The organism is Xenorhabdus sp. PB61.4 (assembly GCF_963894935.1).
Lineage (GTDB): Bacteria > Pseudomonadota > Gammaproteobacteria > Enterobacterales > Enterobacteriaceae > Xenorhabdus > Xenorhabdus stockiae.
On record NZ_CAWQJR010000146.1, the window covers coordinates 20,987 to 46,896 of the forward strand.

Annotated in this window: 26 protein-coding genes; 20 read left to right on the top strand and 6 right to left on the bottom strand. The window is 45.1% G+C overall.

Features of this window, described 5'->3' with window-relative positions; all coding sequences use genetic code 11:
• Window position 1 precedes the first annotated feature (1 nt).
• The 4 genes from AACX68_RS08115 to atzF all read right to left on the bottom strand — a co-directional run bounded on the left by AACX68_RS08115 (window position 2) and on the right by atzF (window position 6,655).
• Complete coding sequence (locus AACX68_RS08115; RefSeq protein ID WP_339389310.1) at window positions 2-478, bottom strand: phage tail protein; 477 nt, start codon at window positions 476-478, stop codon at window positions 2-4.
• Between the two features lie 363 nt (window positions 479-841).
• The gene (locus AACX68_RS08120; protein WP_228858788.1) at window positions 842-1,105 is read right to left on the bottom strand and encodes an ogr/Delta-like zinc finger family protein; all 264 of its coding nucleotides are present in this window, start codon (window positions 1,103-1,105) and stop codon (window positions 842-844) included.
• Window positions 1,106-1,212: 107 nt separating this feature from the next.
• Window positions 1,213-4,860 (bottom strand): urea carboxylase, encoded by a 3,648-nt coding sequence (uca, locus tag AACX68_RS08125; protein WP_228858789.1) that lies wholly within the window; start codon window positions 4,858-4,860, stop codon window positions 1,213-1,215.
• On the bottom strand, window positions 4,853-6,655 hold the full coding sequence (atzF, locus tag AACX68_RS08130) for an allophanate hydrolase (RefSeq protein ID WP_228858790.1): 1,803 nt from the start codon (window positions 6,653-6,655) through the stop codon (window positions 4,853-4,855). Before atzF ends, uca begins: the two co-directional genes overlap by 8 nt.
• A gap of 587 nt (window positions 6,656-7,242) precedes the next feature.
• Here atzF and AACX68_RS08135 point away from each other — a divergent pair.
• The 18 genes from AACX68_RS08135 (at window position 7,243) to AACX68_RS08220 (ending at window position 22,490) form a co-directional block, all read left to right on the top strand.
• Window positions 7,243-7,635, top strand: a complete 393-nt coding sequence (locus tag AACX68_RS08135) for a hypothetical protein (protein WP_339389311.1) — start codon at window positions 7,243-7,245, stop codon at window positions 7,633-7,635.
• 100 nt (window positions 7,636-7,735) lie between these two features.
• Window positions 7,736-8,809: a methyltransferase gene (locus AACX68_RS08140; protein ID WP_228858792.1), complete on the top strand. Its 1,074-nt coding sequence runs from the start codon at window positions 7,736-7,738 to the stop codon at window positions 8,807-8,809.
• Window positions 8,810-8,822: 13 nt separating this feature from the next.
• The gene (locus AACX68_RS08145) at window positions 8,823-9,542 is read left to right on the top strand and encodes a beta-ketoacyl synthase chain length factor (RefSeq protein ID WP_228858793.1); all 720 of its coding nucleotides are present in this window, start codon (window positions 8,823-8,825) and stop codon (window positions 9,540-9,542) included.
• A 1-nt stretch (window position 9,543) separates the two neighbouring features.
• A complete protein-coding gene (locus AACX68_RS08150; RefSeq protein ID WP_228858794.1) occupies window positions 9,544-10,338 on the top strand; it encodes a lysophospholipid acyltransferase family protein in 795 nt (264 codons plus the stop codon).
• 30 nt (window positions 10,339-10,368) lie between these two features.
• The gene (locus AACX68_RS08155) at window positions 10,369-10,638 is read left to right on the top strand and encodes a phosphopantetheine-binding protein (protein ID WP_099109721.1); all 270 of its coding nucleotides are present in this window, start codon (window positions 10,369-10,371) and stop codon (window positions 10,636-10,638) included.
• A gap of 14 nt (window positions 10,639-10,652) precedes the next feature.
• The gene (locus AACX68_RS08160; RefSeq protein ID WP_099122344.1) at window positions 10,653-10,901 is read left to right on the top strand and encodes an acyl carrier protein; all 249 of its coding nucleotides are present in this window, start codon (window positions 10,653-10,655) and stop codon (window positions 10,899-10,901) included.
• A gap of 92 nt (window positions 10,902-10,993) precedes the next feature.
• A complete protein-coding gene (locus AACX68_RS08165) occupies window positions 10,994-11,560 on the top strand; it encodes a hypothetical protein (protein WP_228858809.1) in 567 nt (188 codons plus the stop codon).
• A complete protein-coding gene (locus AACX68_RS08170) occupies window positions 11,557-12,924 on the top strand; it encodes an AMP-binding protein (protein ID WP_228858795.1) in 1,368 nt (455 codons plus the stop codon). The genes AACX68_RS08165 and AACX68_RS08170 overlap by 4 nt, the downstream gene beginning before the upstream one ends.
• Window positions 12,911-13,270 (top strand): ApeI family dehydratase, encoded by a 360-nt coding sequence (locus AACX68_RS08175; protein WP_228858796.1) that lies wholly within the window; start codon window positions 12,911-12,913, stop codon window positions 13,268-13,270. Before AACX68_RS08170 ends, AACX68_RS08175 begins: the two co-directional genes overlap by 14 nt.
• Window positions 13,261-14,988 (top strand): glycosyltransferase family 2 protein, encoded by a 1,728-nt coding sequence (locus AACX68_RS08180; RefSeq protein WP_228858797.1) that lies wholly within the window; start codon window positions 13,261-13,263, stop codon window positions 14,986-14,988. Before AACX68_RS08175 ends, AACX68_RS08180 begins: the two co-directional genes overlap by 10 nt.
• A 3-nt stretch (window positions 14,989-14,991) precedes the next feature.
• Entirely contained in the window at window positions 14,992-15,414 is a 423-nt protein-coding gene (locus AACX68_RS08185; protein WP_099109692.1) for an acyl-CoA thioesterase, read from the top strand.
• The gene (locus AACX68_RS08190; protein ID WP_228858798.1) at window positions 15,411-16,019 is read left to right on the top strand and encodes a LolA family protein; all 609 of its coding nucleotides are present in this window, start codon (window positions 15,411-15,413) and stop codon (window positions 16,017-16,019) included. Before AACX68_RS08185 ends, AACX68_RS08190 begins: the two co-directional genes overlap by 4 nt.
• A complete protein-coding gene (locus AACX68_RS08195) occupies window positions 15,991-18,315 on the top strand; it encodes an MMPL family transporter (RefSeq protein WP_228858799.1) in 2,325 nt (774 codons plus the stop codon). The genes AACX68_RS08190 and AACX68_RS08195 overlap by 29 nt, the downstream gene beginning before the upstream one ends.
• Complete coding sequence (locus AACX68_RS08200) at window positions 18,312-18,875, top strand: DUF3261 domain-containing protein (protein WP_228858800.1); 564 nt, start codon at window positions 18,312-18,314, stop codon at window positions 18,873-18,875. The genes AACX68_RS08195 and AACX68_RS08200 overlap by 4 nt, the downstream gene beginning before the upstream one ends.
• A gap of 3 nt (window positions 18,876-18,878) precedes the next feature.
• On the top strand, window positions 18,879-20,045 hold the full coding sequence (locus AACX68_RS08205) for a beta-ketoacyl-[acyl-carrier-protein] synthase family protein (protein ID WP_228858801.1): 1,167 nt from the start codon (window positions 18,879-18,881) through the stop codon (window positions 20,043-20,045).
• The gene (locus tag AACX68_RS08210; protein ID WP_228858802.1) at window positions 20,045-20,539 is read left to right on the top strand and encodes a hotdog family protein; all 495 of its coding nucleotides are present in this window, start codon (window positions 20,045-20,047) and stop codon (window positions 20,537-20,539) included. Before AACX68_RS08205 ends, AACX68_RS08210 begins: the two co-directional genes overlap by 1 nt.
• The gene (locus AACX68_RS08215; RefSeq protein WP_228858810.1) at window positions 20,536-21,267 is read left to right on the top strand and encodes a 3-ketoacyl-ACP reductase FabG2; all 732 of its coding nucleotides are present in this window, start codon (window positions 20,536-20,538) and stop codon (window positions 21,265-21,267) included. The genes AACX68_RS08210 and AACX68_RS08215 overlap by 4 nt, the downstream gene beginning before the upstream one ends.
• On the top strand, window positions 21,264-22,490 hold the full coding sequence (locus AACX68_RS08220; protein ID WP_228858803.1) for a beta-ketoacyl-ACP synthase: 1,227 nt from the start codon (window positions 21,264-21,266) through the stop codon (window positions 22,488-22,490). The genes AACX68_RS08215 and AACX68_RS08220 overlap by 4 nt, the downstream gene beginning before the upstream one ends.
• A gap of 97 nt (window positions 22,491-22,587) precedes the next feature.
• Here AACX68_RS08220 and AACX68_RS08225 read toward each other — a convergent pair whose 3' ends face one another.
• Window positions 22,588-23,406, bottom strand: a complete 819-nt coding sequence (locus AACX68_RS08225) for an HNH endonuclease (protein ID WP_228858804.1) — start codon at window positions 23,404-23,406, stop codon at window positions 22,588-22,590.
• 473 nt (window positions 23,407-23,879) lie between these two features.
• Between AACX68_RS08225 and AACX68_RS08230 the strand changes: the two genes are divergently transcribed.
• Window positions 23,880-25,064, top strand: a complete 1,185-nt coding sequence (locus tag AACX68_RS08230; RefSeq protein ID WP_228858805.1) for an MFS transporter — start codon at window positions 23,880-23,882, stop codon at window positions 25,062-25,064.
• Window positions 25,065-25,082: 18 nt separating this feature from the next.
• Entirely contained in the window at window positions 25,083-25,514 is a 432-nt protein-coding gene (locus tag AACX68_RS08235) for an acetyltransferase (RefSeq protein ID WP_228858806.1), read from the top strand.
• 57 nt (window positions 25,515-25,571) lie between these two features.
• Here the strand turns inward: AACX68_RS08235 and AACX68_RS08240 are convergent.
• Window positions 25,572-25,910 (bottom strand): transposase (locus AACX68_RS08240; protein ID WP_228858807.1); only part of this gene is annotated, 339 nt, incomplete at its 5' end.

Genomic DNA, 25,910 nt, shown 5'->3' on the forward strand with positions numbered 1-25,910 from the left:
TTTAGTCGCTTAATGTCGGTGTATGAACAACACCGTTTTCAGCAAACCAGATTTCAGGGGTTGTCAGCAGCCAGCGTTTGCCATCAAAGGGGACAATACCGTTTTTATCCTCACGTATAATCACAGGCTCTGACAGTGATAACGACACAACAATAATCGCTGTTTCGCCGTTCACTTTGACAGTCATGGTCGGATATTCCTGTTCCTGATTGTTCTCCCTGAATTCACCATGTTGCTCTGTCAGCCAGATATTGATTAGCAGTGATATGTAACCGGGGTCATATTCCCTGTGAGGAAAGCTTTCCCACTTAATCACTGCCTTATACTTTTGGATAAACATCTGGTATTGCCCCAACCCCAAATCCCGTTGAGCCTGAATAAAGCGGATTTCTCCCATTTCACTGGTAAATTCCGTTTTACCTGTGAGTTCTGGCAAATTTTCCCGTAAAAATGTCGTTAATTGCTGTAATTTATTCATTTCATGCATACCGCTATCAGTTTCAATCCTTTCATTCTTTACGGGTAAAAAAACAATGGGCAGTAAAGCCGCTTCTATTCGTAAACGGGTGGCAATCCCTTGCCGATGTGTTTGTACACATACTCTCTTCCGTTTGAGCACAGGCATTATTACGAATTTATTGAAGTGCTGCGAATGGTTTAGTTCGGCTACATTCGGCTATCACTGAGTAACCGAATAAAATAGAAATATAATTTAAATCAAATAATTAAAAACCCCATAAAAACAAAAAGCCATCTGTCAGATAATCTAACAGATGGCTCTTATTGGCTTATTGATTTGTAAATTATGAGATAAGAATAACCAATCTCGGTAAAAAAGCTCTCAGCAACTTTCTTTCAAAAATGCCAGCGCAGCTAAGCGTTGCTGTGGATTGAGGTTGTTAATAATTGTTTGCAATAGCTTATCACCGGTTTTGGCACTAGGGCTTAAGGTATGCGAAAAGGTCAGGTTCATGACGAACCGGTGACCGCATTCAATATCAGAACACGCACAGTAAAGATCGGCAATTTCAGGGTGCTTCCGATTGGTTTTGCTGATGGCGGCTTTAGCACCACATTCAGGGCAGATAATCTTTAATACGCGCATTTGTTTATTCCCAACGAATTTATTTTCATAGCTTTTAACTTGCGGCGTATTTTACCCTCAGACGAGGGTATTATTATTTATTACGGCTATGTGATATCACTGATACATCAGCTATCTCCCGCTCCCAGCCACAACAACGCATCTCCGGGGCTAATGGCACTTCCCGGCTGACAGCTAATCTTTGTAACCCGGCCCGCCTGTGGCGCATGAATCGCCAGCTCCATCTTCATGGCTTCTACAATAATCAGCGACTGGCCTTCTTCCACGTCATCGCCTGATTTGACCAGTACTTTCCAGATATTCCCGCTCATATCCGCACTAATCTGCAAACCATGCTCATTAAGATCCGCTTCTTCTTGTGGCTGTTCCTCCCCATCCTGAACAGAACGCTCTTCTTCCGGCTGTTCCTGTTGCCAGCGCATGACCTCGGTTTCAAAAGCCACTGCCTGTCTTAGTTTGAAATAGGCAATATCTTCGGCATTTTCTTTCAGAAAGTGCAGGTGTTCGGCAAAATCAAATTGCGTATTTTCAATATGGATAGCAGTACGCCCCTCCTGAAAATCCTCCCGTAACTGTTCTAACTCTGCTTCAGTAACAGGATAAAAACGGATTTGATCAAAAAATCGCAACAGCCACGGCTTATCTTCCTCGAACTGTTCATTTTTCAGAAATTTGTTCCAAATCGGCAGGGTTCGTCCCACCAGCTGATAACCTCCGGGGGAATCCATGCCATAGATACACATATACGTACCGCCAATACCGACAGTCCCTTCTGCGGTAAAAGTACGTGCCGGGTTGTATTTTGAGCTTAAAAGGCGATGGCGAGGGTCAATTGGAACAGCGCACGGAGCACCCAGATACACATCTCCCAGACCGAGGATCAGGTAACTGGCATCAAATAGGATACGGCGCACGGCTTCACGATCAGCCAGCCCGTTAATACGCTGAATAAAATCGACGTTATTCGGCAACCACGGAGCGCTGGATCTTACCGTGCTCTGATAACGGTTCACGGCTCCCAGCGTTGCACTGTCTTCAAATGCCATCGGCAGATGGATAATGCGTGATGGCACTTTCATGGTGCTGACATTGCCAAGCTGTTTCTCCAAAGAGAGCAGCAAAGAGATGAGTTTCTGTTGTTCGATTTGCCGGTTGTCATAGCGGATTTGCAAAGAACGTACACCCGGAGCAATTTCTTTAATTCCCGGTTCAGCTAAAGCATGTAGTTTTTCCATCAACAGATGTACCCGCAGGCGCAGCGCCAAATCCAGAATATTTTCACCATATTCGATCAGAATATAGTTATCTCCCGCCTGACGATAAACAACCGCCGGAGCAGAATGCGTGGCGGAAACCGCTGCCAGCACGGCACCAGAATGTTCTTCTTCTGCTATCTGTAATGTTCGCTCTAGTTTTAATGGTGCTTCCGACGTTGATCTCAATGTGGCAATAAGACGATTTTGCTGCTCTTCCAGAGTAATCGCTTCTTCCATACTGACGGGATGAAAACGAATACGATCTCCCGGCTTGACCTGACCGACTTTCCACAGTTCAGCTTTGGCAATGGTAACAGGGCAAACAAAGCCACCAAGGCTAGGCCCGTCACGGGTGAGGATGACAGGAAAGTCGCCTGTAAAATTGATAGAACCAATGGCGTACTCACAGTCATGAATATTTGAAGGATGTAAACCTGCTTCACCGCCATCAGGGCGCGCCCAGACAGGTTTTGGACCTATCAACCGTACACCCAGACGGTTTGAATTGTAATGCACCTGCCATTCGGCAGAGAAAAATTCATCTATATAATCCTGAGCGAAAAAATCAGGCGCACCATGCGGCCCATAAAGTACGCCAATCTCCCATATATCACCATAAACAGGGATCGCGGCAGGTTCAGGTGCCTTTGGTAGGCTGATTGGTGCGGGAGTTGTACAGGCGGGTAAGGCTGGTTGTGAGATGGGAAGCATATCGGCAATTTTTAAGATACGGCCAGCATGTCCGCCAAATTGTCCGAGAGCAAAGGTAGAACGGCTTCCAAGGTAACAGGGAACATCAATGCCATTTCTGACTGCAAGGTATGTACGGCAACCGGATTGTGCCCGTCCTATCTCAAGTATTTGCCCCGCTTTGATATTCAGTGGTTGCCAATAAGGTACGCTTGTTCCGTCTAGTAATGCGCTACTCTCTGCGCCGGTCAGCGCAATCAATGCGTCACAATGAAACTGTAAGGTTGGCCCCTCCAGCGTAAACTCCAGTCCGGCGGACGATTCATGATTACCGACAATCCGGTTCGCTATCCGAAAAGCCAGATCATCCATCGGGCCGGATGGCGGAACACCGATATCCCAATACCCCGATCGACCGGGATAATCCTGAACACTGCTCCATGTTCCCGCTTTCAGAACCTCAATAGCATTTGCCTGAGGTTCAAAACTATCAAGCATTCGGGTCCAGACTTGTCCTTTTTGGAATGGCTCACTGGCTGTGATTTGGCGCAGGTATTCCAGATTAGTTGTAATGCCGTGTAATTGGCAGGAATCCAGCGCTTCACGCAGTTTGATCAGCGCTTTTTCTCGATTTTCTGCATGAACAATCATTTTAGCGATCATCGGATCATAAAATGCAGAAACCTCACTGCCCGTGCGCACACCACTATCGACACGTATACCTTCAGGGAATTTAACTTCTGTCAGGACTCCGGGAGCAGGCTGAAAGTTTTTCAGTGGGTTTTCTGCATACAGGCGCACTTCAATCGCGGCTCCGACCGGTGTCCGCTTTAAATCCGCCCAGTCAATGGGTAGCCCAGCCGCAACCCGCAGCATATATTCCACTAAATCAAGCCCGGTCACGCATTCCGTCACGGGATGTTCGACTTGCAGACGGGTATTAACCTCAAGAAAGTAAAACTCATCCTGTTCGACATCGTAAATGTACTCCACCGTACCTGCGCTGCGATAATTCACCAGCCGGCCCAATTGTACTGCGGAATCCAGCAATGCCGTTCGGGTCTGTTCCGGTAAATTAGGCGCCGGAGCTTCTTCTACAACTTTTTGATTCCGGCGCTGCAAAGAGCAATCACGCTCTCCCAGCGCCACAACATGACCCTTACCGTCGCCGAAAATCTGTACTTCAAGATGGCGGGCCTGCCTGATACACCGCTCCAGAAAAACACCGGTATCACTGAAAAACTGTTCACCAAGATGGCGCACACTCTCCCATGCCTCACTCAGTGCATTTGCGTCATAACAACAACTGAGGCCAATTCCACCACCACCGGCAGTGCTTTTCAGCATAACGGGATAACCGATAGTCTCAGCGGCACTAAGTGCTTCATCCAGTGAATTGAGCAACCCTGTTCCCGGTGTCATCGGTACACCTGCTTCTGCGGCCAGTTCCCGGGCCCGGTGCTTCAGGCCAAATTCACCAATCTGGTGTGATGTGGGGCCAACAAAGACAATACCCGCTTTTTCACACGCTTGTGCAAACGGTAGGCATTCAGACAAAAATCCATATCCCGGCCAGATGGCCTCTGCATGGCTCTGTTGTGCTGCGCTTATAATTTTATCGATACACAGGTAACTCTCACTGGCTTTTTCCCCGTTTATCGGTAATGCAATATCAGCATCTTTAACATGTTGTGAATTTTTATCTGCGTCTGAATACACAGCCACACTGACAATTCCGAGCCGTTTCAGTGTACGGATAGCACGGCAGGCAATTTCTCCGCGGTTAGCAATCAATACCGTTTTAAACATTGTCTTTCTCCTGATTGATAACCCAATTACGCCAGCCACCGAACTCGGTAATATCCGTTGCACCGTTCAGTGCAACCGGTTCGCAGATAAAACCTTTTATCCAGCGACCATCGGCTAATTCCAGTGAACCAATGCCTAGCGGAGGCGGAATTTCAGCAACGAATGCACCAAAATAGGCCAGTGGAATATCCCAAAGCTCAATACTGATGGATGCACCTGTATCATCCCTCACTAATCCGGGCTTAGGAGGCTGAGTGTTGGCTAGTTCGTAGAGTCGATAACAGCGCGCGGTCTGTGTGGCCTCAACAAATACGGCGTTACGTTCGGTTAATTGGTCGTTCAGAGGCATGCCCCGAAGATGGGCTCCGACAACCGCCAAACGAATATGCTGCCCGGATGGTGGTAACACCATCGCTTCCCCATCAAGTAATTGGCCTGTAGCACCAAGTGGTAATGCGAGGTGCTGCTGCCAGCGTAGACCAAATGATGCGAGTGCCCGGTCGTGCCAGGCTGGTGCAAGTAAGGTAATACCTGCGGGTAATCCGTCAGTTCGGAACGGTGCAGGCAAAGCAAGTGCGGAAAGATTGGCAAGGTTGGTGAAATTGGTATAAATGCCAAGTTCAGAATTATAGTGAATCGGCGTCCTTTTAATTTCTTCAATCGTTCTGATTGTCGGTGTCGTGGGAACAATAAGAGCATCAAAGCCGGCTAATATGTGCTGGATCTTCCTCGCCAGTTCTGCCCGAAGGTATTCGGCATTAAACGCATCGACGGCACTGTAATTTTTACCACCGTCAATAATCTGGCGCACTTCTGGATCCATCATTGCAGGAAAACTGAGCATGCCATTCACAACAGTGGTGCGCTCAGCAACCCATGCTCCCTGATAAAGTTGCTCACCCAGTTGGTTGAATACCAAGAAATCAATTGGCTGAAGAGTTGCCCCCATATTTTGCAACTCGAGCAGAGCCTCCTGCCATGCGGATTCGGCAATCGTGTCATGACAAAATACAGGATTTGCAGGAATAGCAAATAGAGGGTGATCCGGCAATATTGCGAGTGTAGATGCCGGATTTATGCAAGAATAAGCATCATTTTCGTCGAATCCTCCGGCAATCTCCGCAACACTGAAAGCATCTTCAACCGTCAGGGCAAAAACAGATAGAGTATCGTTGAGTCGACAGGCAGGAACAACACCTTTGGCGGAAAGCCAGCCTTTTGTTGGTTTCAAACCCACAATATTATTGAAGCCAGCAGGCACCCGTCCGGAACCTGCGGTATCCGTCCCAAGTGCGAATGGCGCTAATCCTCGGGCAACGACAGAAGCAGAGCCAGAGCTGGAGCCGCCGCTAATATAACGATCATTGAAACTGTTTTTAACGACGCCATAAGGTGAACGAGTGCCGACTAATCCGGTAGCAAACTGATCCATATTCGTTTTTCCAACGACTATGGCTCCCGCCGCTTTTAGTCTGGCAACCGCTGTCGCATCTTCATCTGCGATATATTCAAACGCCGGGCAAGCCGCGGTTGTCGGCCAGTCAGCAACATCAATATTATCCTTAACTGCAAAAGGAATACCGAACAAAGGAAATGCGTCGGGATTACGCTGATAAGCCGGTAAAAGTAAACCAATCTGAGCCTGTAACTGCTCCGGTGTTGCAAGATAAATCCAGGCATTATCATCAGGTAAAAAGGAATCTAGATGCTGTTGCAGTAAAGCAAAAACGGACTCCACATCGTGTTGTATCCGCTCATGCCAGTATTTTAAGGTATAGCCAGTCATTGTTGTCATGCTGTGATACTCCAGTGGATATAGTTGGATTTACACAGCAATACGCATGCCAAAATAATAATATGCTTTTTTTCAACTGATTAAGGTTGGGGAAAATATCAGAGATAATGGTTTGCACTATTATGGTTCATTAGCTGAACAATAATGGTGCTTGTTTTTAACTTAGTCGATTAGCGATAAGAAAATGGGCGGCAATAATAAGAATAAATATGGTGATTATTATTCACCTGATGAATGAATCATAAATTACTTGAGTAAAAACAGAGAATAAATATGAGTGATCATTATTAGAAATAGAATAAGTCACGTCCAAATTTTTTATTAAAATATCAGTATATTTTTTATATTTTACTTAACCTGTCAAACTACAAAATTATAGGTAAATATAAACAATTTCATTTCACAAACAAACTTTTATAACGAACTATCTATAAATGATAGCAATAACAACGAGTCAATTAATGTTCAATAAGTCACTGTTCCGTTAAGGATGGGTAGTAAGTGTAGCGATATCATCATTATTTATTTAATATATCATCGGAAATAGACATATTGCTTGTGATCCATCCCGACCCCAAAAGAGAAAAATGATGAAAACAACATCCAAGATATTAGTTAGTCTGGCCTGTGTCGTTATGCTCGCCGGCTGTGCCCGCACAACCCCAATAAATACTCAACAAACAACAATCGTGACAAAAAATTCACTACCTACAGTGAAAAAAGCGATCCTTGAGGCAGGGCAAAAACGTAAATGGATAATGAATGAAATTTCTCCGGGTGTTATCGACGGATTACTGAATACTCGTGGGCACGAAGTTAAGATACGTATTACCTACACGAATAAAAATTATTCTATTCACTATATCAGCAGCAAAGGACTAAAGGCTAAAAACGGAAAGATCCACCGTAAATATAATATGTGGACTAATACATTGAATAATGACATTCAAGTACGTTTAGCTACTATGGCCAACCAATAATTTCTTCATGTTACTGGCGTATTTCACGCGAACGTAGCCCTATTATTACATTAACCCTAATTTCATTAGGGTTTAACTATTCCATTGGATATACGGATATATGACCACTCCCCATAATTACGACCAAGATGATTTAAGTGCGTTTGAAGCAATTACTGAAGCTCAGCGCATTGCTTTTGCACCAATGCTATTTCAGACGGCAATTTGCCTGCGTGATTTTGGTATCTTATCTTTTCTGGATAAACACCATAAAGAGGGAGCAACAAAAGATGAAATCTGTAGTGGTTCAAAATCAGACAGCTATGGAGTAGGTGTTTTATTGGATATGGGGTTAAGTGGCAGAATTATTCTTAAGCGAGATGATCGTTATTTCCTCAGTAAAATTGGTCATTATTTGTTGCATGATAAAATGACTCGCGTCAATATGGATTTTACTCAGGACGTATGTTACCAGGGCTTATTTCATCTGAAAGAATCGCTGCAAGAAAATAAGCCTGCCGGTTTAAAAGTATTTGGTGAATGGTCAACAATTTACCCGGCTCTCAGCCAACTACCAGAACCAGCCAAAACAAGCTGGTTTTCATTTGACCATTTTTACTCTGATTCTGCTTTCAATGCAGCATTAAAAGCCATTTTTTCTCTTAACCCCAAATTGATTTATGACGTTGGTGGAAATACAGGAAAATGGGCATTGCGCTGCTGCCAATATGACAGTAAAGTCAGCGTCACTATTCTGGATTTACCCCAGCAAATTGAACTGGCTGAAAAAAATATCCTCAGTCAGGGAATGGCTGAACGTATTTCAGGCCACCCTGTTGATATGTTGTCGGATTGTGAATTACCTAAAGATGCCGATATTTGGTGGATGAGTCAGTTCCTCGACTGTTTTTCCGAAACACAGATTGTTGATATTTTACGTAAGATCGCTGCATCAATGAAACCAGATGCCAGAGTATGCATCATGGAATTATTCTGGGACTGTCAACCATTTGAAGCGGCTGCGTATAGCCTCAATGCAACTTCGCTTTATTTTACCTGCATGGCAAATGGCAATAGCCGTTTTTATAGTATGGACAACTTTAATCAATTCCTCGATAAAGCCGGATTTGAAGTAGAAAACAAAATTGATCAGTTAGGGCTTGGGCATACGCTACTGGTTTGCAAGAAAAAATAATTGACGGTATTTCATGAAATTGACATTGGATATTACAGATTGGCAAGCCGTAGCTCCGGGCCTTTCTGTTCCTGAAGAATGGGTAAAATGGTCTGCCATTTCACCAGCTGCCATAGATGGCTCACACTCTCTAGCAAAATGCTCTCAGCTCCCGATGATGACAGCTCGCCGTCTCAATTCAGGCAGCCGCCTAGCTGTAGATTGCGGTTTAAGCATTTTACGCCGAAATAAAGTGGATGCCATTGTCTATACCAGCCGTCATGGTGAACTGGAGCGCAATTATCAGATACTGATGAATCTGGCACAAACCGAACCTATTTCCCCAACTAACTTCGCCATGTCAGTTCATAATTCGTCTGTGGGGAATCTCACTATTGTAGCCAAGGCACCGCTGGTTTCTTCTTCAGTTTCTGCCGGAATTGACAGTTTTCAGCAGGGATTATTTGAAGTTGCGACCCTGCATCATGCTGGTTACAGCAAAGTGTTACTTGTCGATTTTGACGGCAAGATCCCCGATTTCTACCACAATGAAATAGATGAAAATACACCCATCTTTCCATTCGCAGTTGCGTTTCTTTTTGAGCAAGGAAAGAGTTTACATTGTGAAAAGCACCCGTCACCGGAGACAGACCCTGCCCTTCCCCAGAGCCTTCAGTTTCTACACGGCTGGTTAAACGGAAAACAGCGCTTTACCGTAGCTGGCGATCATTGTGCATGGCACTGGAGCAAATAGCATGGAAGAAAAGATAATAAACCGCATCACTGAACAGGCTAACTGGCTCTGGCGTCTACTGATGACAGGGTTCTGTTTTGCTCTGTTTGGTATTGGTGGGTTATTACTTTCTCTGATCTGGTTTAATTTACTATTGGTTTTTCAGCGAAACGCTGAGAAACGGCTCCGTATCGCACGGCGTAGTATCTCAACCTGTTTTCGCCTGTTCCTATTTTTGACCAGAAAACTGGGAGTATTGAATTATCACTTTAATGGTGCAGATAAACTGCGTACAGATAAAGGCTGTCTAATCGTCGCCAATCACCCTACTTTGTTGGATTACGTCATCTTTGCATCGAATCTGCCGGATGTGGATTGTATCGTCAAATCTGCACTGCTACGTAACCCTTTTCTCAGTGGTGTGGTTCGCTCTGCTCGCTATCTCATCAACAGTGATGCCGAGACCTTGCTGCCTGCCTGCCGCGAAAGACTGGCTACCGGTGGCAATATCTTGATTTTTCCGGAAGGAACGCGTACAACGCCCGGTCATCCTATTTCACTCCAGCGCGGTGCTGCCAATATTGCGGTCCGCTGTGAATGTGATATCCGGGTTGTACACATTACATGCAGCCAAAAGATGCTGGATAAAAAAAGTAAGTGGTATCAAATCCCGCCCAGAAAACCGATTTATACCATTACCGTTGGTGAGCAACTCGCCAATGAGGATTTTTCTGCCGATACAGAGAACGGATACGCTATTGCTGCCCGCCAGCTCAATCGCCAACTTACACAGTTATTAACACCATCAAATTACTAGATGTTGGATACAATAATGCAAGAATCAAACATGCAAGAACTAAACCAAAACTTACAGATCGAAATAAAACAACTAATTATAGATACCCTGAATCTGGAAGATATCACACCTGCTGATATTGAAACTGAAGCGCCTCTGTTCGGTGACGGGCTGGGATTAGACTCCATTGATGCGCTGGAATTAGGTCTGGCGATTAAAACCCGCTATGGCATTGTGCTATCCGCCGAAAGCGAAGATATGCGTCAGCACTTTTCTTCTGTTGCTACATTGTCATCTTATATCCAGTCACAACAAGGATAACAGCAGAGGAACTCATGGAAAAACAACAAATTTATCAGGAAGTTTCACAACTTTTAGTCAAACTGTTTGAGCTTTCCCCCGAAGATATCACGCCTGATTCACGCCTCTATGAAGATCTGGAACTCGACAGCATTGATGCAGTTGATATGGTTGTTCATTTGCAGAAAAAGACAGGGCGTAAAATTAAACCCGAAGCATTCAAATCTGTCCGCACCGTTCAGGATGTGGTGGATGCAGTCGAACAGCTGTTGCAGGAAGAATAATTTCTCCCACCCATAACATTTTGAAATATAGGAACACGCTGGGTAGCTAATTGAACTCGTTGATTTTATTGTTTCGTATTGCCAATACCGTGATGTTAATCGCTTGGCCATTTTTGGTATGGGCGATGGTCAGCTATGGGCAATTTAATATCGTATTGCCCATTATCATCCTGTTTTTCGTTTTGCGCTTATTACTAAGCCGTACAAAAATAAGTCGTAAAAACATAGGCAGAAAAAAAACGGATAAACAGCAAAACATAAATTGGAATACGGGCTGGATACTGTCAATTGCCGGAATTTTACTGGGTTTGGCAAGTTTTATCCTGCGTGATCACCAACTTTTGATGTACTACCCAGTCGTCGTTAATATCGTTTTACTGACCCTTTTTGGCGGTTCACTGTACTACGGGCCTCCTGTTGTGGAAAGGCTGGCCCGGCTCAAAGAGCCGGATTTGCCGCCTGAGGGTATCACCTATACGCGCAGAGTGACTTACATCTGGTGCCTATTTTTTATTTTAAACGGCACAGCCGCTCTCGGTACTTGCCTGTATAACGATATGACACTTTGGACACTATGGAATGGAATGATCAGTTACCTGTTAATCGGGCTACTTATCGTTATTGAATGGCTGGTACGCCAACGTGTGAAAAAGAGATGAAAACCTTCCCTGTATCCCAATGGTTATCAGCAGGTAATGCCTCTGACAGGGTCATTACCTGGGGCAATCACTGTATCCGACTGAGTACGCTCCGGCAGGATGTCGCGATACTCTGTCACCGCCTGAAAAACCATACTGCCTCCCACTGGGCTTTATGCTTTGATGACAGTTATCATTTCTGTGTTGCCTTATTAGCTACTCTGCATGCCGGAAAAACGCCGGTTATTCCGGGACACTGCCGTGAAGCACAGTTACAGGAACAACAATCCAGCTTTGATGGGGTTCTGACCGATCTGCCCCTAAAATTATCTTGTTCATGCTGGCACATTTTTTCGCCTCAACAAGACAATATTATCCCTGAAACAACACTGCCTGATATATCCCGGAATGCAGTACTGGTCATGTTCACTTCTGGCTCCAGCGGAATACCTAAACAGGTCATCAAACCTGTGGCTGTAATGGATCTCGAAACCCAGTGGCTGGCTTCTTTATGGCAGGATAGACTGCAATCTTGTGTTATCCGTGCATCAGTCAGCCACCAGCATTTGTACGGCTTAACTTTCCGAATCTGGCTGCCGATGTCTCTTGCTTTGCCATTTGAGCGTAAAATGGTGGAGTTTCCTGAACAGTTAACCCAATATCCACAGGCCTCTTTGACACGTTACGCTCTGATCAGCAGTCCGGCATTTCTCCAACGATTAGATGATACTCTTTCTGCCCCAAGTTGCTCTTTCGTAGTTTCAGCCGGAGGGCCATTAAGTTTTGCTGATGCAGAGCGGGTCACACAGTGGCTCAAGACCATCCCAAATGAAATTTATGGCAGTACCGAAACAGGCATTATAGCCTGGCGAGCTCGCCGGGAAGATAATGCAGTCTGGAAGACATTCGCTGGTGTTTCTTTCCGGCAGGATAAAGAAAATAACTTACGCGTCTACTCTCCTCTACTTTCTGTCACAGATGGGATGGTTCTGGATGATCGACTGTTATTTGATGAAAAGGGGAACTTCTCACTTCAGGGGCGTCGTGACCGCTTAGTTAAGATCGAAGAAAAGCGTATTTCTCTGTCTGAAATTGAACGTCGTTTATGTGCAATCGATGGGGTTGTCGATGCCGCAGCACTGATCATCAATCGAGGGAAACGCAGCTATATTGGAGCTGTCCTTGTTTTAGATGATGAAGCATTTCAGTACTATCGCCAACAAGGTAGTGGGAAGTGTTCACAGAATTGGCGCCGTCAGCTCATGCCCTGGCTGGAACCTGTTGCGCTACCTCGCTACTGGCGAGTAACCACTGCTATTCCCCTGAATGCCCAAAGTAAACGCTCATGGCCTGAGTTACAGGAACTATTTAATGAAACCCACTGAAACCCATATTGAGCAACCAGCTCCAAACGAGGCCATTATTCGCCTGTATTTAGATACTGACCTGAATTGGTTTCGCGGTCACTTTTCCGTTCAGCCACTTTTACCCGGTGTCGCTCAGATCGATTGGGTTATGCATTATGCACAGACCCTGCTGGCTCCGGGCTGGGATTGCGCTTCTGTTGAGATGGTGAAATTTCAGTTGCCTCTGCAACCCGAAGATAATCTGCGCTTAAAAATTCACTGGGAAGAAACCAAGCATCGGCTTACTTTTCAGTATGATGTGGAATCTTCTGATAGTGGCGAGTACAAAACGGCAAGTCAGGGAAAAATCAAATTATGTCGTTGAGCACAAACACGATTACACCATGCGTGGTTATACCCTGCTATAACCATGGGGCAACGATGTCCGCTGTCTTGGCACAGCTATCCCACTATCAGCTTCACTGCTTTATCGTTGATGATGGCAGCAACATGACTACACAGCATTGCCTCGAAAATCTGGCCACGGTAACACCCAATGTTACTCTAATCCGCCTTGAACAAAATCAGGGAAAAGGTGGTGCTGTGATGGCTGGAATGCGGGCAGCAGCAAACGCTGGCTATAGTCACGCTCTACAAGTTGACGCAGATGGTCAGCACTGCCTTGAGGATATTCCGCTTTTTTTATCCAAAGCTCAGCAATATCCGGATCGTATGATTTCCGGCCTGCCACAATATGACGCCTCAGTGCCCAAATCTCGGCTTTACGGGCGTTATATAACACATTTCTGGGTCTGGATAGAAACCCTTTCTCTTTCCATTAAAGACAGCATGTGCGGCTTTCGGATTTATCCATTGGTTCCCACACTTAATTTGCTGACAAAAAAGAGTATCGGACGCAGGATGGACTTTGATATTGAAATTATGGTCCGCCTGTACTGGCAGGGTACGGAAAGTGAATTTGTCCCGACACAAGTGACTTATCCCGAAAATGGGCTATCCCATTTTCATGCTTTACGCGACAACCTCAGTATTTCTTGGATGCATACCCGTCTGTTTTTTGCCATGTTGCCACGATTTCCTGCTTTATTATGGCGTAAGCGTTCTTTATTTAGCCACTGGTGGGGTAATCGACGTCATTGGTCTGCTATTAAAGAGCGTAAGGGTTTAGCTGGCATGAAGTTTATGCTGGCAGTTTACCGCAGCCTCGGACGCAAGCCATTTGAATGGTTACTTTATCCAGTCGTCGGTTATTTCTGGGCAACCGGCGGAGTACAACGTCAGGCATCACAGCAATACCTTATCCGTCTGAAACAGACCATGCAGCACAAAAAGATTGCTATTCCTTCCGGGCTTAACAGCTACCGCCATTATTTGCGCTTTGGTGGTGCCATGTTGGATAAAATAGCAAGCTGGCGCGGTGATCTGAGATGGGGCAAAGATATCGAATTTGCCGACGGTGCGGAGGATATTCTTTTAGGTGGCGACTCTCGCGGAAAACTGTTGCTGGTTTCTCATCTGGGCGATATCGAAGTTTGCCGGGCACTGGCTCAGCATGCCGGACAGCGGACAATTAATGCTCTGGTGTTTACTGAACATGCCCAGCGTTTTAAGCAAATTATTGAAGAAGTCTCGCCACAAGCGGGCATTAATTTATTGCCAGTGACGGATGTAGGCGCAGATACCGCTATCCTGCTGAAAGAAAAAATTGATGCCGGGGAATGGGTAGCCATTGTCGGTGATCGCATCGCCGTTAATCCATCACGTATCAGCACGCATAGAGTCGTCTGGAGTCAGTTTCTTGGTGATTCAGCTCCTTTTCCCCAAGGGCCGTTTATTCTGGCATCCGTATTACGCTGTCCGGTTTTGCTGATGTTTGCTCTTAAGCAAAATCATCGGTTCAGAATTTATTGTGAGCCTTTCGCAGATCCATTGGAACTTCCCCGTAAACAGAGAGAGCAGGCATTACAGCAAGCGGTTGATCACTATGCTTCTCGCCTCGAGCATTATGCTCTGCTATCTCCGCTTGATTGGTTTAACTTTTTCGATTTTTGGCAATTACCTACAAATAAAGCCAAGGAGTAAGGAATGCTGACAGCGCCCCGTTTTAGCAGCGAGGTTGAATTAACCGTACCCTTCCATGACACTGACCCAATGGGCGTAGTCTGGCACGGTAATTATTTCCGTTATTTTGAAATTGCTCGTGAAGCACTGATGGAACAGCTCAATTATGGTTACCGAGAAATGATCGCATCAGGCTATGTCTGGCCGGTTGTTGATGCAAAAATTAAATATCGTCGTCCAATAGAATTCGGTCAGAAAATACGTGTACAAGCCACCATCAAAGAGTTTGAAAACCGGCTGAAGCTGGTTTATCAAATTTTTGATGCTGAGAGCGGCAATAAAACAACGACGGGTTACACCATTCAGGTAGCTGTTGCAGAGAAAACGCAGGAAATGTCCTTTGTCAGCCCAGATATTCTGTTTGAGCGTATGGGAGTCAAACCATGAGAAAGTTCTGGTTGGCAATACTTCTATTATCTATTAATAACTATGCTCATGCCGTCACGCTTGAAAAACTGCAACAACGCTTCTCTACACAACCTGTAGTTCGGGCGGAGTTCACCCAAGAGCGCCATATTCAGGGGATGCCGCAGCCACTACATTCCAGCGGTGAGATGCTGGTTACTCAACATAAAGGACTTTGGTGGCATCAGCAAAAACCTTTTCCTCTCACTTTAGTGCTGGATGACAACCGGCTGGTTCAGGCTATCGCAGGGCAAGCACCTCAGGTTATTACTGCGGATTCAAATCCTCAGATGTTTCAGTTCAATCACCTGATGCGCGCGCTATTTCAAGCAGATCGCGCTGTACTGGAAGAAAATTTTAAAATTGAGTTCAAAGAACTAGAACAGGAAACATGGCAACTGGAACTCACGCCAAAAACTTCCCCTTTGGACAAACTGTTCACCATCATTACCCTAAAAGGCAAAGACAATCTCAATTCGATTCTGTTGCTCGATAAACAAGGTGATCGCACTGAACTCTTTTTTACCAAACACCGTTTAACACCAGAGATGCTGAGCAATGAAGAAGAACAACACTTCAAATTTTAATCCGCGTCTGCTGGCACTATTTTGGCTGTTGATATGCACTCTTCTCGTGGTTTCATCAGCGATCCTACTACCACAATCGCGTCTGTCCACCAGCGTGCTGGCACTCCTACCTGCACAAAGCGCCGGAGATATACCGCCGGCATTAAAAGATGAATTTATGCAGCGGCTTGATCGCCAGTTGGTGTGGATGGTCAGCCCTGGAACGGAAGATAATTCAGCACCAGCTGAGTATTGGCAGGAACAGCTGGAAAAAAAACCGTTTTTGGCTCATGTCAAAGGACCGATAAATGCAGAGCAACAACAAGAATGGGGTACTTTTTACTACAAGCACCGTAATGCCATGCTTGATCCTACGACCCGTGACCGGCTGAAATCAGAGGGGATTCAACAGGCAAACTGGATTTTGTCTCAGGTCTATTCAACTTTCTCAGGTGTCAGTGGGCAAGAACTCAGCAATGACCCACTGATGTTGGTCAGGGGATCACAGTTGGCTCTTCAGCAGACATCCAGTCGGTTACGGCTACAGCATGGCTGGCTAACAGCCAAAGACGGTACAGGAAGGATCTGGTATCTGCTCCATGCTGAACTGAATGGCTCTTCGTTTGATATGCAGCAGACACATCAGGCTGTCACTGAACTGGGTAAGCTGGAGCAATCATTGGAAGCTCGTTTCCCTGATGCAAAAGTGATCTCAAGGGGAACTCTGTTTTACAGTGATTATGCCAGTCAGCAGGCAAAACATGATATTTCCACACTGGGCAGTGCAACCGTACTGGGTGTGCTACTGCTGATTTACGGTGTGTTTCGTTCCCTTAAGCCGCTGCTGTTATGTATTCTTTCCATCAGTATGGGGGCATTGGCTGGCACAGTTGTGACACTGGGTATATTCGGTGAACTTCACTTTATGACGCTGGTTATGAGCATCAGTATCATCGGTATTTCTGCTGATTATGCGATTTATTATCTGACTGAGCGTATGGTTCACGGGCAGGAAGTTAATCCGTGGCAAAGTATGCGCAAAGTATTGGTTGCTCTGCTGATGGCACTGGCAACAACCGTCATTGCTTATTTAATCATGATGTTTGCTCCCTTCCCCGGTTTACGTCAGCTCGCTGTATTTGCTGCTGCGGGCTTAACCGCTTCTTGCCTGACAGTGATCTGCTGGTATCCCATATTGGCTAAGAATCTGCCCGTTCGCCCAATCCCGGCGATGATTATGCTAATGCGCTGGCTGGCATTGTGGCGACGTAACAAATTGTTTTACATCGGGCTGCCTGTCACTCTGACTCTATTTGCTCTAATCGGTATTTCTCGTTTACACATCAATGATGATATCGCTCAGCTACAAGCGCTACCTCAGGATATTCACCAACAGGAAAAACGTATCGCCGAACTAACCGGACAGAGGAGTGATCAGAAGTGGTTTGTCGTTTATGGCGATAACGCAGAACAGACACTGCAACGTCTGGAAAATTTTATCCCCCTACTGGAGTTGGAAAAACAGCGAGGTACGTTCGAAAACTATCAACGGCTGCCGTTATCTTCTCTTGCTCAACAGCAGAAAGATCTGAAGCTACTCAAAGCTGCTGTTCCGAATATCATGGTACGTCTTACAGAAACAGGGCTGCCGGCTAAACAGCCGGATTTAAACCCAATGACTGTTATGCCTGACGACTGGCTCAACAGCGTAGTCAGCGAAGGCTGGCGCCTGATGTGGATCACATTGCCAAATGGCCAGAGTGGGATTCTGCTTCCGGTAACAGGTGTGAAAGACAGTATCCTTATGCGTCAGTTAGCCGAGAAACAAACCGGTATCAGTTGGGTCGATCGCAAACTGGCATTCGATGAGATGTTCCAGTTTTATCGCACCATACTCGGCTGGCTGCTGGTGGGTTCTATTATCTTAATCGAAGTCAGTTACATGATCAGGCTTGGCCTGCGTCGTGGCGCGGTCAGTATCCTGCCATCTCTGTTATCACTCGGCTGCGCACTGGCTGTTCTCGGCTTCAGCGGCTACAGTCTCAATCTATTCTCAATACTGGCACTGGTGCTAGTTCTGGGGATCGGTATTAACTATACCCTGTTTTTCAGCAATCCTCGTGGTACACCACTGACTTCGCTACTGGCAATCACCGTTGCAATGTGCACGTCACTGCTCACTCTGGGCATGCTTGTATTCAGCAGTACTCAAGCAATCAGTAGTTTTGGTATTGTATTATGTAGCGGAATTTTCACGGCGTTTCTACTTTCACCACTGGCAATGCCTGAACGTCCCAAAAGGAACAAAAAAGCATGATGCGATTATTTATCCTGCCACTGGTATGTCTGCTGGCAGCCTGTACTAATTTGCCGGAAAATGGCTCTCCCAGAGCATGGCTGAAACCGGGTGTGCGTGTCTCACTTCCTGCACCGGGTATCACACCAGCCATCAATGAACAGCAATTATTGACCGCAACAGTGAAAGGCAAACAGCAGTCATTAATTGTTCTGCTAAACGCTAGTGAAGACCAGTTATCACTAGCTGGCTTATCATCACTGGGTATTCGTCTGTTCAAACTGACTTATGACCATAATGGCATCCATGCGGAACAATCTCTGGTACTACCGGAAATTCCGCCTGCCAGTCAGGTTTTGGCCGATATCATGCTCAGTTACTGGCCGGTTTCTTCATGGCTTCCACTCCTGCCCGAAGGATGGACACTACAGGACACGGATAACATCAGGCAATTACATGATAATAAAGGTCATTTAATTACTGAAATTCAATATGACACCCAAAATGGCAGACGGTATCCGGTACACGTCCGGCAGTTTATTTTTGGTTATGACATCGCCATTCAGCATTTAGAAGAGTAAAACATGATTTATATTTCTGCCGTAGGCATGCTTAATGCCTTGGGTAATAATGTAGATGACATTGCACAGAATCTGGTTTCCGGGCACGCTCCCGGCATGTATGCGCGCTCAGGCTGGTTACAGCCTGATAAAACCTGCTGTCTGGGAGGCGTTGATACTGAATTGCCTGCTATTCCCTCGTATTTGCACCAGCATAATAGCCGCAACAACCAGCTGTTACTGGCAGCCTTAATGCAGATAAAACCCCAAGTGGATAAAGCCATAGCGCAATATGGACGGGAGCGGATCGCCGTCATTATGGGAACCAGTACTTCCGGCCTTAACGAAGGTGATACTCATGTTAACCGAGCAGTTAATCAACAATCCGATGAATCCTATCACTATTATCAGCAGGAGCTGGGAGATCCTTCCCGATTTATTGCCAATTACCTTGAACTAACAGGGCCGGCTTTTACCATTTCCACCGCCTGCTCATCCAGTTCACGGGCGATTATCAGTGGTCAACGTCTCATTGAGATGGGAATGGCAGATGTGGCTATTGTGGGAGGTGCCGATACCCTTAGCCGTATGCCGATCAACGGCTTCAATAGCCTTGAGGCTCTCTCGGAAACATTATGCGAACCATTTTGCCAAGATCGTCAGGGCATCACTATCGGCGAAGCGTCTACCCTATTACTGCTGACACGGGAACCTCACTCTGTGGCACTACTTGGTGCTGGGGAATCTAGTGATGCATGGCATATGTCAGCCCCTCATCCTGAAGGAAAGGGTGCCGCTGAAGCTATCAATATGGCATTGAGTAATGCAGGACTCTCCACACAAGAGATTGGCTATATCAACCTGCACGGAACGGGAACAAAACTCAATGACCAGATGGAATCACTGATCATCAATCAGCTCTTTGGCGAACGTACCCCATGCAGTTCAACCAAGCATTTGACAGGCCATACTCTCGGTGCCGCAGGAGCCTGTGAAGCTGGTTTGTGCTGGTTGTTGCTAAGCCGGAAATTACCATTACCAGCACAGGATTTCTCCCGTTCGGGAGTAGATACTTCGTTGGCAAGCTGCGGCCTTCTGACACAACCTGTGCTGTTAGAAAAACCGGTTGTCATGTCCAACTCCTTTGCTTTTGGCGGAAATAACACCAGTCTGATTCTGGGAGCTGTATAATGTCTGACTACTCACCCGCTCACTCTTATTTACCTGTCCATCACTATATCCCCCACGAAACTCCGATGGTGCTATTGGAAAAGGTTATTAGTGTCTCCAGTGAAAGCGTGCATTGTCAGGTAACAGTTAACCATGAAGGTGTACTGGCACCTTTCCTTAACACAGAAAAGAACCTGCCAAACTGGTTTGCTATTGAAATGATGGCACAAACTGTCGGAGTTTGGTCTGGCTGGCATCGCAAAGAACGGCAGGAAGAAGATTCATCTCTGGGTATGCTGCTTGGCGGTAGGGCAGTGCGCAGTCAGGTTCCTGCGTTCATATACGGCAGTATTTTGGATATTCGAATGAATCTGTTATTGCAGGATGAAAAATTCGGTAGTTTTGAAGGTGAAGTCAGCTGTAACGGTACCGTACTGGTAACAGGCCGACTGAATACCTATCAACCAGAAAAAGAAGAACTTAAACAACTATTTAAACGGGATGGAGCAGTATAATGCGTTCAGTTTTAATCACTGGTGCCAGCAAAGGGATCGGCAGGGCAATCGCCTGCCAATTAGCAGCAGATGGATTCACCACTATTGTTCATTATCATCGTGATACGAAAGGTGCGGAAGCAACGCTGGAACAGATCCAGGCTAACGGTGGTAACGGGCGGATATTAAGTTTTGATATCTCAGATCGCGATGCCTGCCGTACCACATTAGAAAAAGATATCGAAGTACACGGTGCTTACTACGGCATTGTTTGTAATGCTGGTATTGCTAAAGATGGCGCATTCCCAGCGCTTGACGGAAGTGACTGGGATAGTGTCATTCATACTAATCTGGATGGTTTTTACAATGTGATACATCCCTGCGTAATGCCAATGATTGGACTACGTCAGGGTGGTCGTATTATCACGTTGTCATCCGTCTCTGGTTTGATGGGTAACCGTGGACAAGTCAACTATAGTGCGGCTAAGGCCGGTATTATCGGCGCAACTAAAGCGCTTGCAATCGAACTGGCAAAACGAAAAATCACCGTGAACTGTATTGCACCAGGATTAATCGATACCGATATGACCCAAATTGAAGAAATCGCTTTAAAAGAAGCTATGAATATGATCCCTATGAGACGCATGGGACAGGCAGATGAAGTTGCCGGGCTTGCCAGCTATTTAATGTCTGATATTGCAGGTTACGTCACCCGTCAGGTAATTTCGGTCAACGGAGGAATGCTATGACACGCAAAGTCGTCATCACCGGAATGGGTGGGATCACCGCTTTGGGGCACGACTGGCAATCGGTCTCCTCTGGGTTAAAATCCGGCGTGAATGCAGTACAACAAATGCCAGAATGGGCAGAATATGATGGGCTTAATACTCATCTTGGGGCCCCCGTTACTGATTTTACTTTGCCTGATCACTATACCCGCAAGCGTATCCGCTCTATGGGACGTGTTTCACTGATGTCTACTCGGGCAACTGAGCTGGCGCTTGAAATGGCAGGGCTGATTGGCGATCCCATCCTGACAAATGGTGAAACCGGTATTGCTTATGGTTCCTCAACAGGCAGTACTAAACCCGTCAGTGAATTCGCTACCATGCTGACCGAAAAACACACCAATAATATTACCGGTACAACTTATGTGCAGATGATGCCTCATACTACTGCGGTCAACACCGGTCTGTTTTTCGGACTGCGTGGCCGAGTCATTCCAACCTCAAGCGCCTGTACCTCTGGCAGTCAGGCCATCGGTTATGCATGGGAAGCCATTCGTAATGGTTATCAGACTGTAATGGTTGCTGGTGGTGCAGAAGAACTGTGTCCATCAGAAGCCGCTGTATTTGATACTCTATTCGCCACCAGCCAGAAAAACAACGAACCAAAAACAACACCTTCCCCATTTGATGCTAATCGTGACGGCCTGGTGATTGGCGAAGGTGCAGGAACTCTTATTCTCGAAGATCTGGAACATGCTAAAGCACGTGGTGCCAAAATTTACGGTGAAATTATCGGGTTTGCCACTAACTGTGATGCCTCCCATATCACCCAGCCAAAATCAGAAACGATGCAAATCTGTATGGAAATGGCGCTGAAATCAGCCGGGCTTCAACCTGAGAATATTGGTTATATCAGCGCTCACGGTACAGCAACCGAGCGTGGAGATGTCGCGGAAAGTCAGGCCACTGCCAACATCTTTGGTAACAGAACGCCGATCTCCTCACTGAAAAGCTATTTCGGTCACACATTGGGTGCCTGCGGTGCTCTGGAAGCATGGCTTAGTATTGAAATGATGAATGAAGGCTGGTTCGCGCCGACCATCAACTTGAATGAAGTTGATCCGGCTTGCGGTGAACTGGATTACATTATACACCAGCCGCGTTCAATCCAAACTGAGTTTATCCAAAGCAATAACTTTGCTTTCGGCGGGATTAATACGTCACTGATGATCAAGCGTTGGTGATGATTTAAATGGAAAAAACAAGAAGTCGAATTGAAGTTAAAATGATACTTCTTGTTTTTATCCTACACAGACTAAACACAAAATATAGAGCACAATACTACAGCTCAATAACTCTTTGACGAAGGAATTCCTTATCTTTATCCTCATCAACAACATGCATCTTCTTATGACAATTTGGACACAATGCAACCGTGTTCTCTATCGTATCTAACCCTCCTTTTGAAAGCCATTCAATATGATGAGTTTCTAAATAGGGCTCTCCTTGTAAATTACAAAACGGTGCGGAAACTAAACAAAGCTGACAGACACCTTTGGCTATGCGTTTCGCGTATTCAGCAACATATTCATTACGTTCATATCGAATAGAAACTTGAGTAGAACTTCCCGGAAGCTTACGTGCGTATTTAGCCCGTTGTTTAAGCTCATCCAAACTAAGTTTTTTTGCCTTACGTATTTTATGCTCATAGATAGAGCAAATATCATCTTTTGAGACAATACGCTTTCCTGTCACTAATTTAACCGGGAACACATAAACTAAGCGCTCATTTCCTTCGATATCTGGTTGTTTCTCGGTGTAGGTCTCATCCGCTAACTCAACTTCCCCGACATAAGTGTATTTTTTGTCTTTAAACACCTCGAACAAGTGAATTTTTACACCATTAGATTTAGACTCAAAAAGAGTCTTATTCTGGCTAAATGTTAAGCTTTGATCACCCTTAGAACCCATGCCTGTATAATGGAGAATATTCCCATCCCACCTATCGTCATAAATAGATTTTATGTGATTAGAAACAAGTAGTAAGGTGTTTTTTCCATGTGATCGACGCATTCCACCTTGTGGACTACAACCAAAAATCTCACAAATTTGTTTATTATTGAATTCATCACCTGACTTAAGTGTGTTGATTTCTTTCATTGGGTTATCCCATAACATTTTCAACCGAATTTAAGAGCTATAAAACCGGGATAGCATATGCCACATAGTAATTTTAATGATCTCTTATAATAATTAGACTATTAACTTTAATACTAAATTTATGGTTATCCAAACCCAATTAATTCATTTAAAAAACAATAAATTAACCTTTTATTCATTTAAAAACTGATATGAGCTGTTAGATTTCAACTACAATAAATGCTAATAATTGCCCTTTCATTATCTTCCCTGTCTTCATAAATCTTTTCATTCATCAGTATCAGTTTTTCTCATTGTATCTATTTAATAGAAACGGCTATAGTCCGCACAACTCAAGACTCTTGAGCAAAATATCACTGCTTGAATCACTACGACATATCCCTGTCCTTGGTATATGTCGTTATTGCCATTCGGCAAGATCCTGATGAGAAGCAGCGCATACCTGACTGATTTTTTATGTGGAGACGACAGTAGTGAAACTGCTGCGCAAGAATGACAGTGCATTTGTACCTGTTGCGGGCTTGACTGTGTTTGCGATTGCTTCTGGTTACCTGATGAGCTTAATTCCGTTATCAATGGCGGGGTTCAGCATCGATACAGGCTACGCAAGCTGGTTAGCCAGTTCTTATTACGTTGGTTTATTAATAGGCTCACTTATGATTGAACCTGTTATTGCCAAAATAGGGCACCGTTTTTCATTTGTAAGTTTTTTGCTGCTCTTAGCAGCAACAGTTATGGTATTGCCTTTTTTTCCCAATAAGGAAATGTGGTTGCTTATTCGCTGCATAGCTGGAGTAGCTGTTGCCGGTGTTTTTGTGGTAGTTGAATCCTGGTTATTGATTGGCGACAGCCCTAAAGAGCGTGCAAAACGTCTGGGTCTTTACATGACGTCGCTATATGGTGGTACAACACTCGGTCAACTGGGCATTGGCTTTATAGGCACTCAGGGCGTGATTCCTTTTGCAGTTATTTTAGCGTTATTACTGCTTGCGACTCTGCCGCCATTATTTTTACGTCAGGGTCAGCCTCCTGCATTACAGCATCAGCGCCTGTCACTGAAAAAAATCACTCGTTTCAGTAAACCGGCAATTGTCGGCTGTCTGACTTCAGGGATTGTGATGGGGACCATCTATGGCCTGATGCCTTTATCATTGAGTCAAAGTAAGTTTAATACCGAACAGGTCGGTGTATTAATGGCTGCAATTATTCTGGGTGGAATGGCCATTCAGCCTATTATCAGCAAGCTGTCCATTATAGTCAGTAAAACCCTGTTATTGGCAATGGCTTCACTGTTAGGTGTATTTGCTGTCGGTATGACCTACCTTTCTGAAAGTTATATCGTCATGATCGTGGCGCTGGCGCTGTTAGGCATGTCATCTTTTGCCCTCTATCCACTCGCCATCACACTTGCCTGTGACAAACTGGATTCATCTTATATTGTCGCCGCAACTCAGGTTATGCTGCTAAGTTATAGTATCGGTTCTGCCATGGGTCCATTAGGAGCAGGGAACTTCATGTTTCAACATCATACGGTTCAGCATACCGGAGCGATGCAGAATAATGGATTAATGGACTTCTTCTTCCTGGTCTTACTGACGACTGCGGTTTATATGCTATTAGCAGCTATTTGTCGCAAAGATCGTGTACTGGCAAATTAAAAATACGGAGATATTTTAATGCAGATACAGCAAGCTACCGAACATGATTTCCCGACACTGCTCCAAATTTGGGAAGCCTCAGTGCGCGCTACTCATGATTTTTTACCTCTGGGAATGATCGATGAGTTGCGTCCATTGGTAAATGAGTACTTACCCAATCTGAACGTTTATAAGATAGTGAACGATCAGAATAACGTGGCAGGTTTTTTGAGTGTCGAACAAAATCGGGTGGAAATGCTATTTGTATCACCAGAGATGCGTGGAAAAGGTGTTGGCAAAATGTTGTTAGAGTTTGCAATCAGTGAATTGAAAATTAATGAGCTGGATGTGAATGAGCAGAATCAACAAGGTGTCGGTTTCTACCAGTATATGGGGTTTAAAACTTTTTCCCGTTCAGAAACTGACGGGCAAGGGAATCCATTCCCGTTACTTCATATGAAACTTGCATAATATTTGCCTGCCTACAAAAAATATATTTATCACCCGGAATAAAAATTAAATAGTTTGTCATAATGATGAGACTCTTATTTTTCTCATTTCTTTCCAATTCGTTAACGAGGCCCTTTTCAAAAAAATTTTCACATTACGAATAAGCTGCCACATAAATTGGCAACAATGATTGCGTGTCACCGTTTCATGGAGTGATTGCCATAACCGTTCTATTTTGTTTAACCAAGGCGAGTAGACCGGAAGAAATAGCAGCGTCACGGTGGGATTATTCAACAGCCATTCTTTGACCTTCTTACTTTTATGGATACCGTAGTTATCTAAAATCACGCTCAGCGTTTCTGCATCACGATAGGTTCGCTTTAATACTTCTAACATATTGATAAATAAATTCGAGTC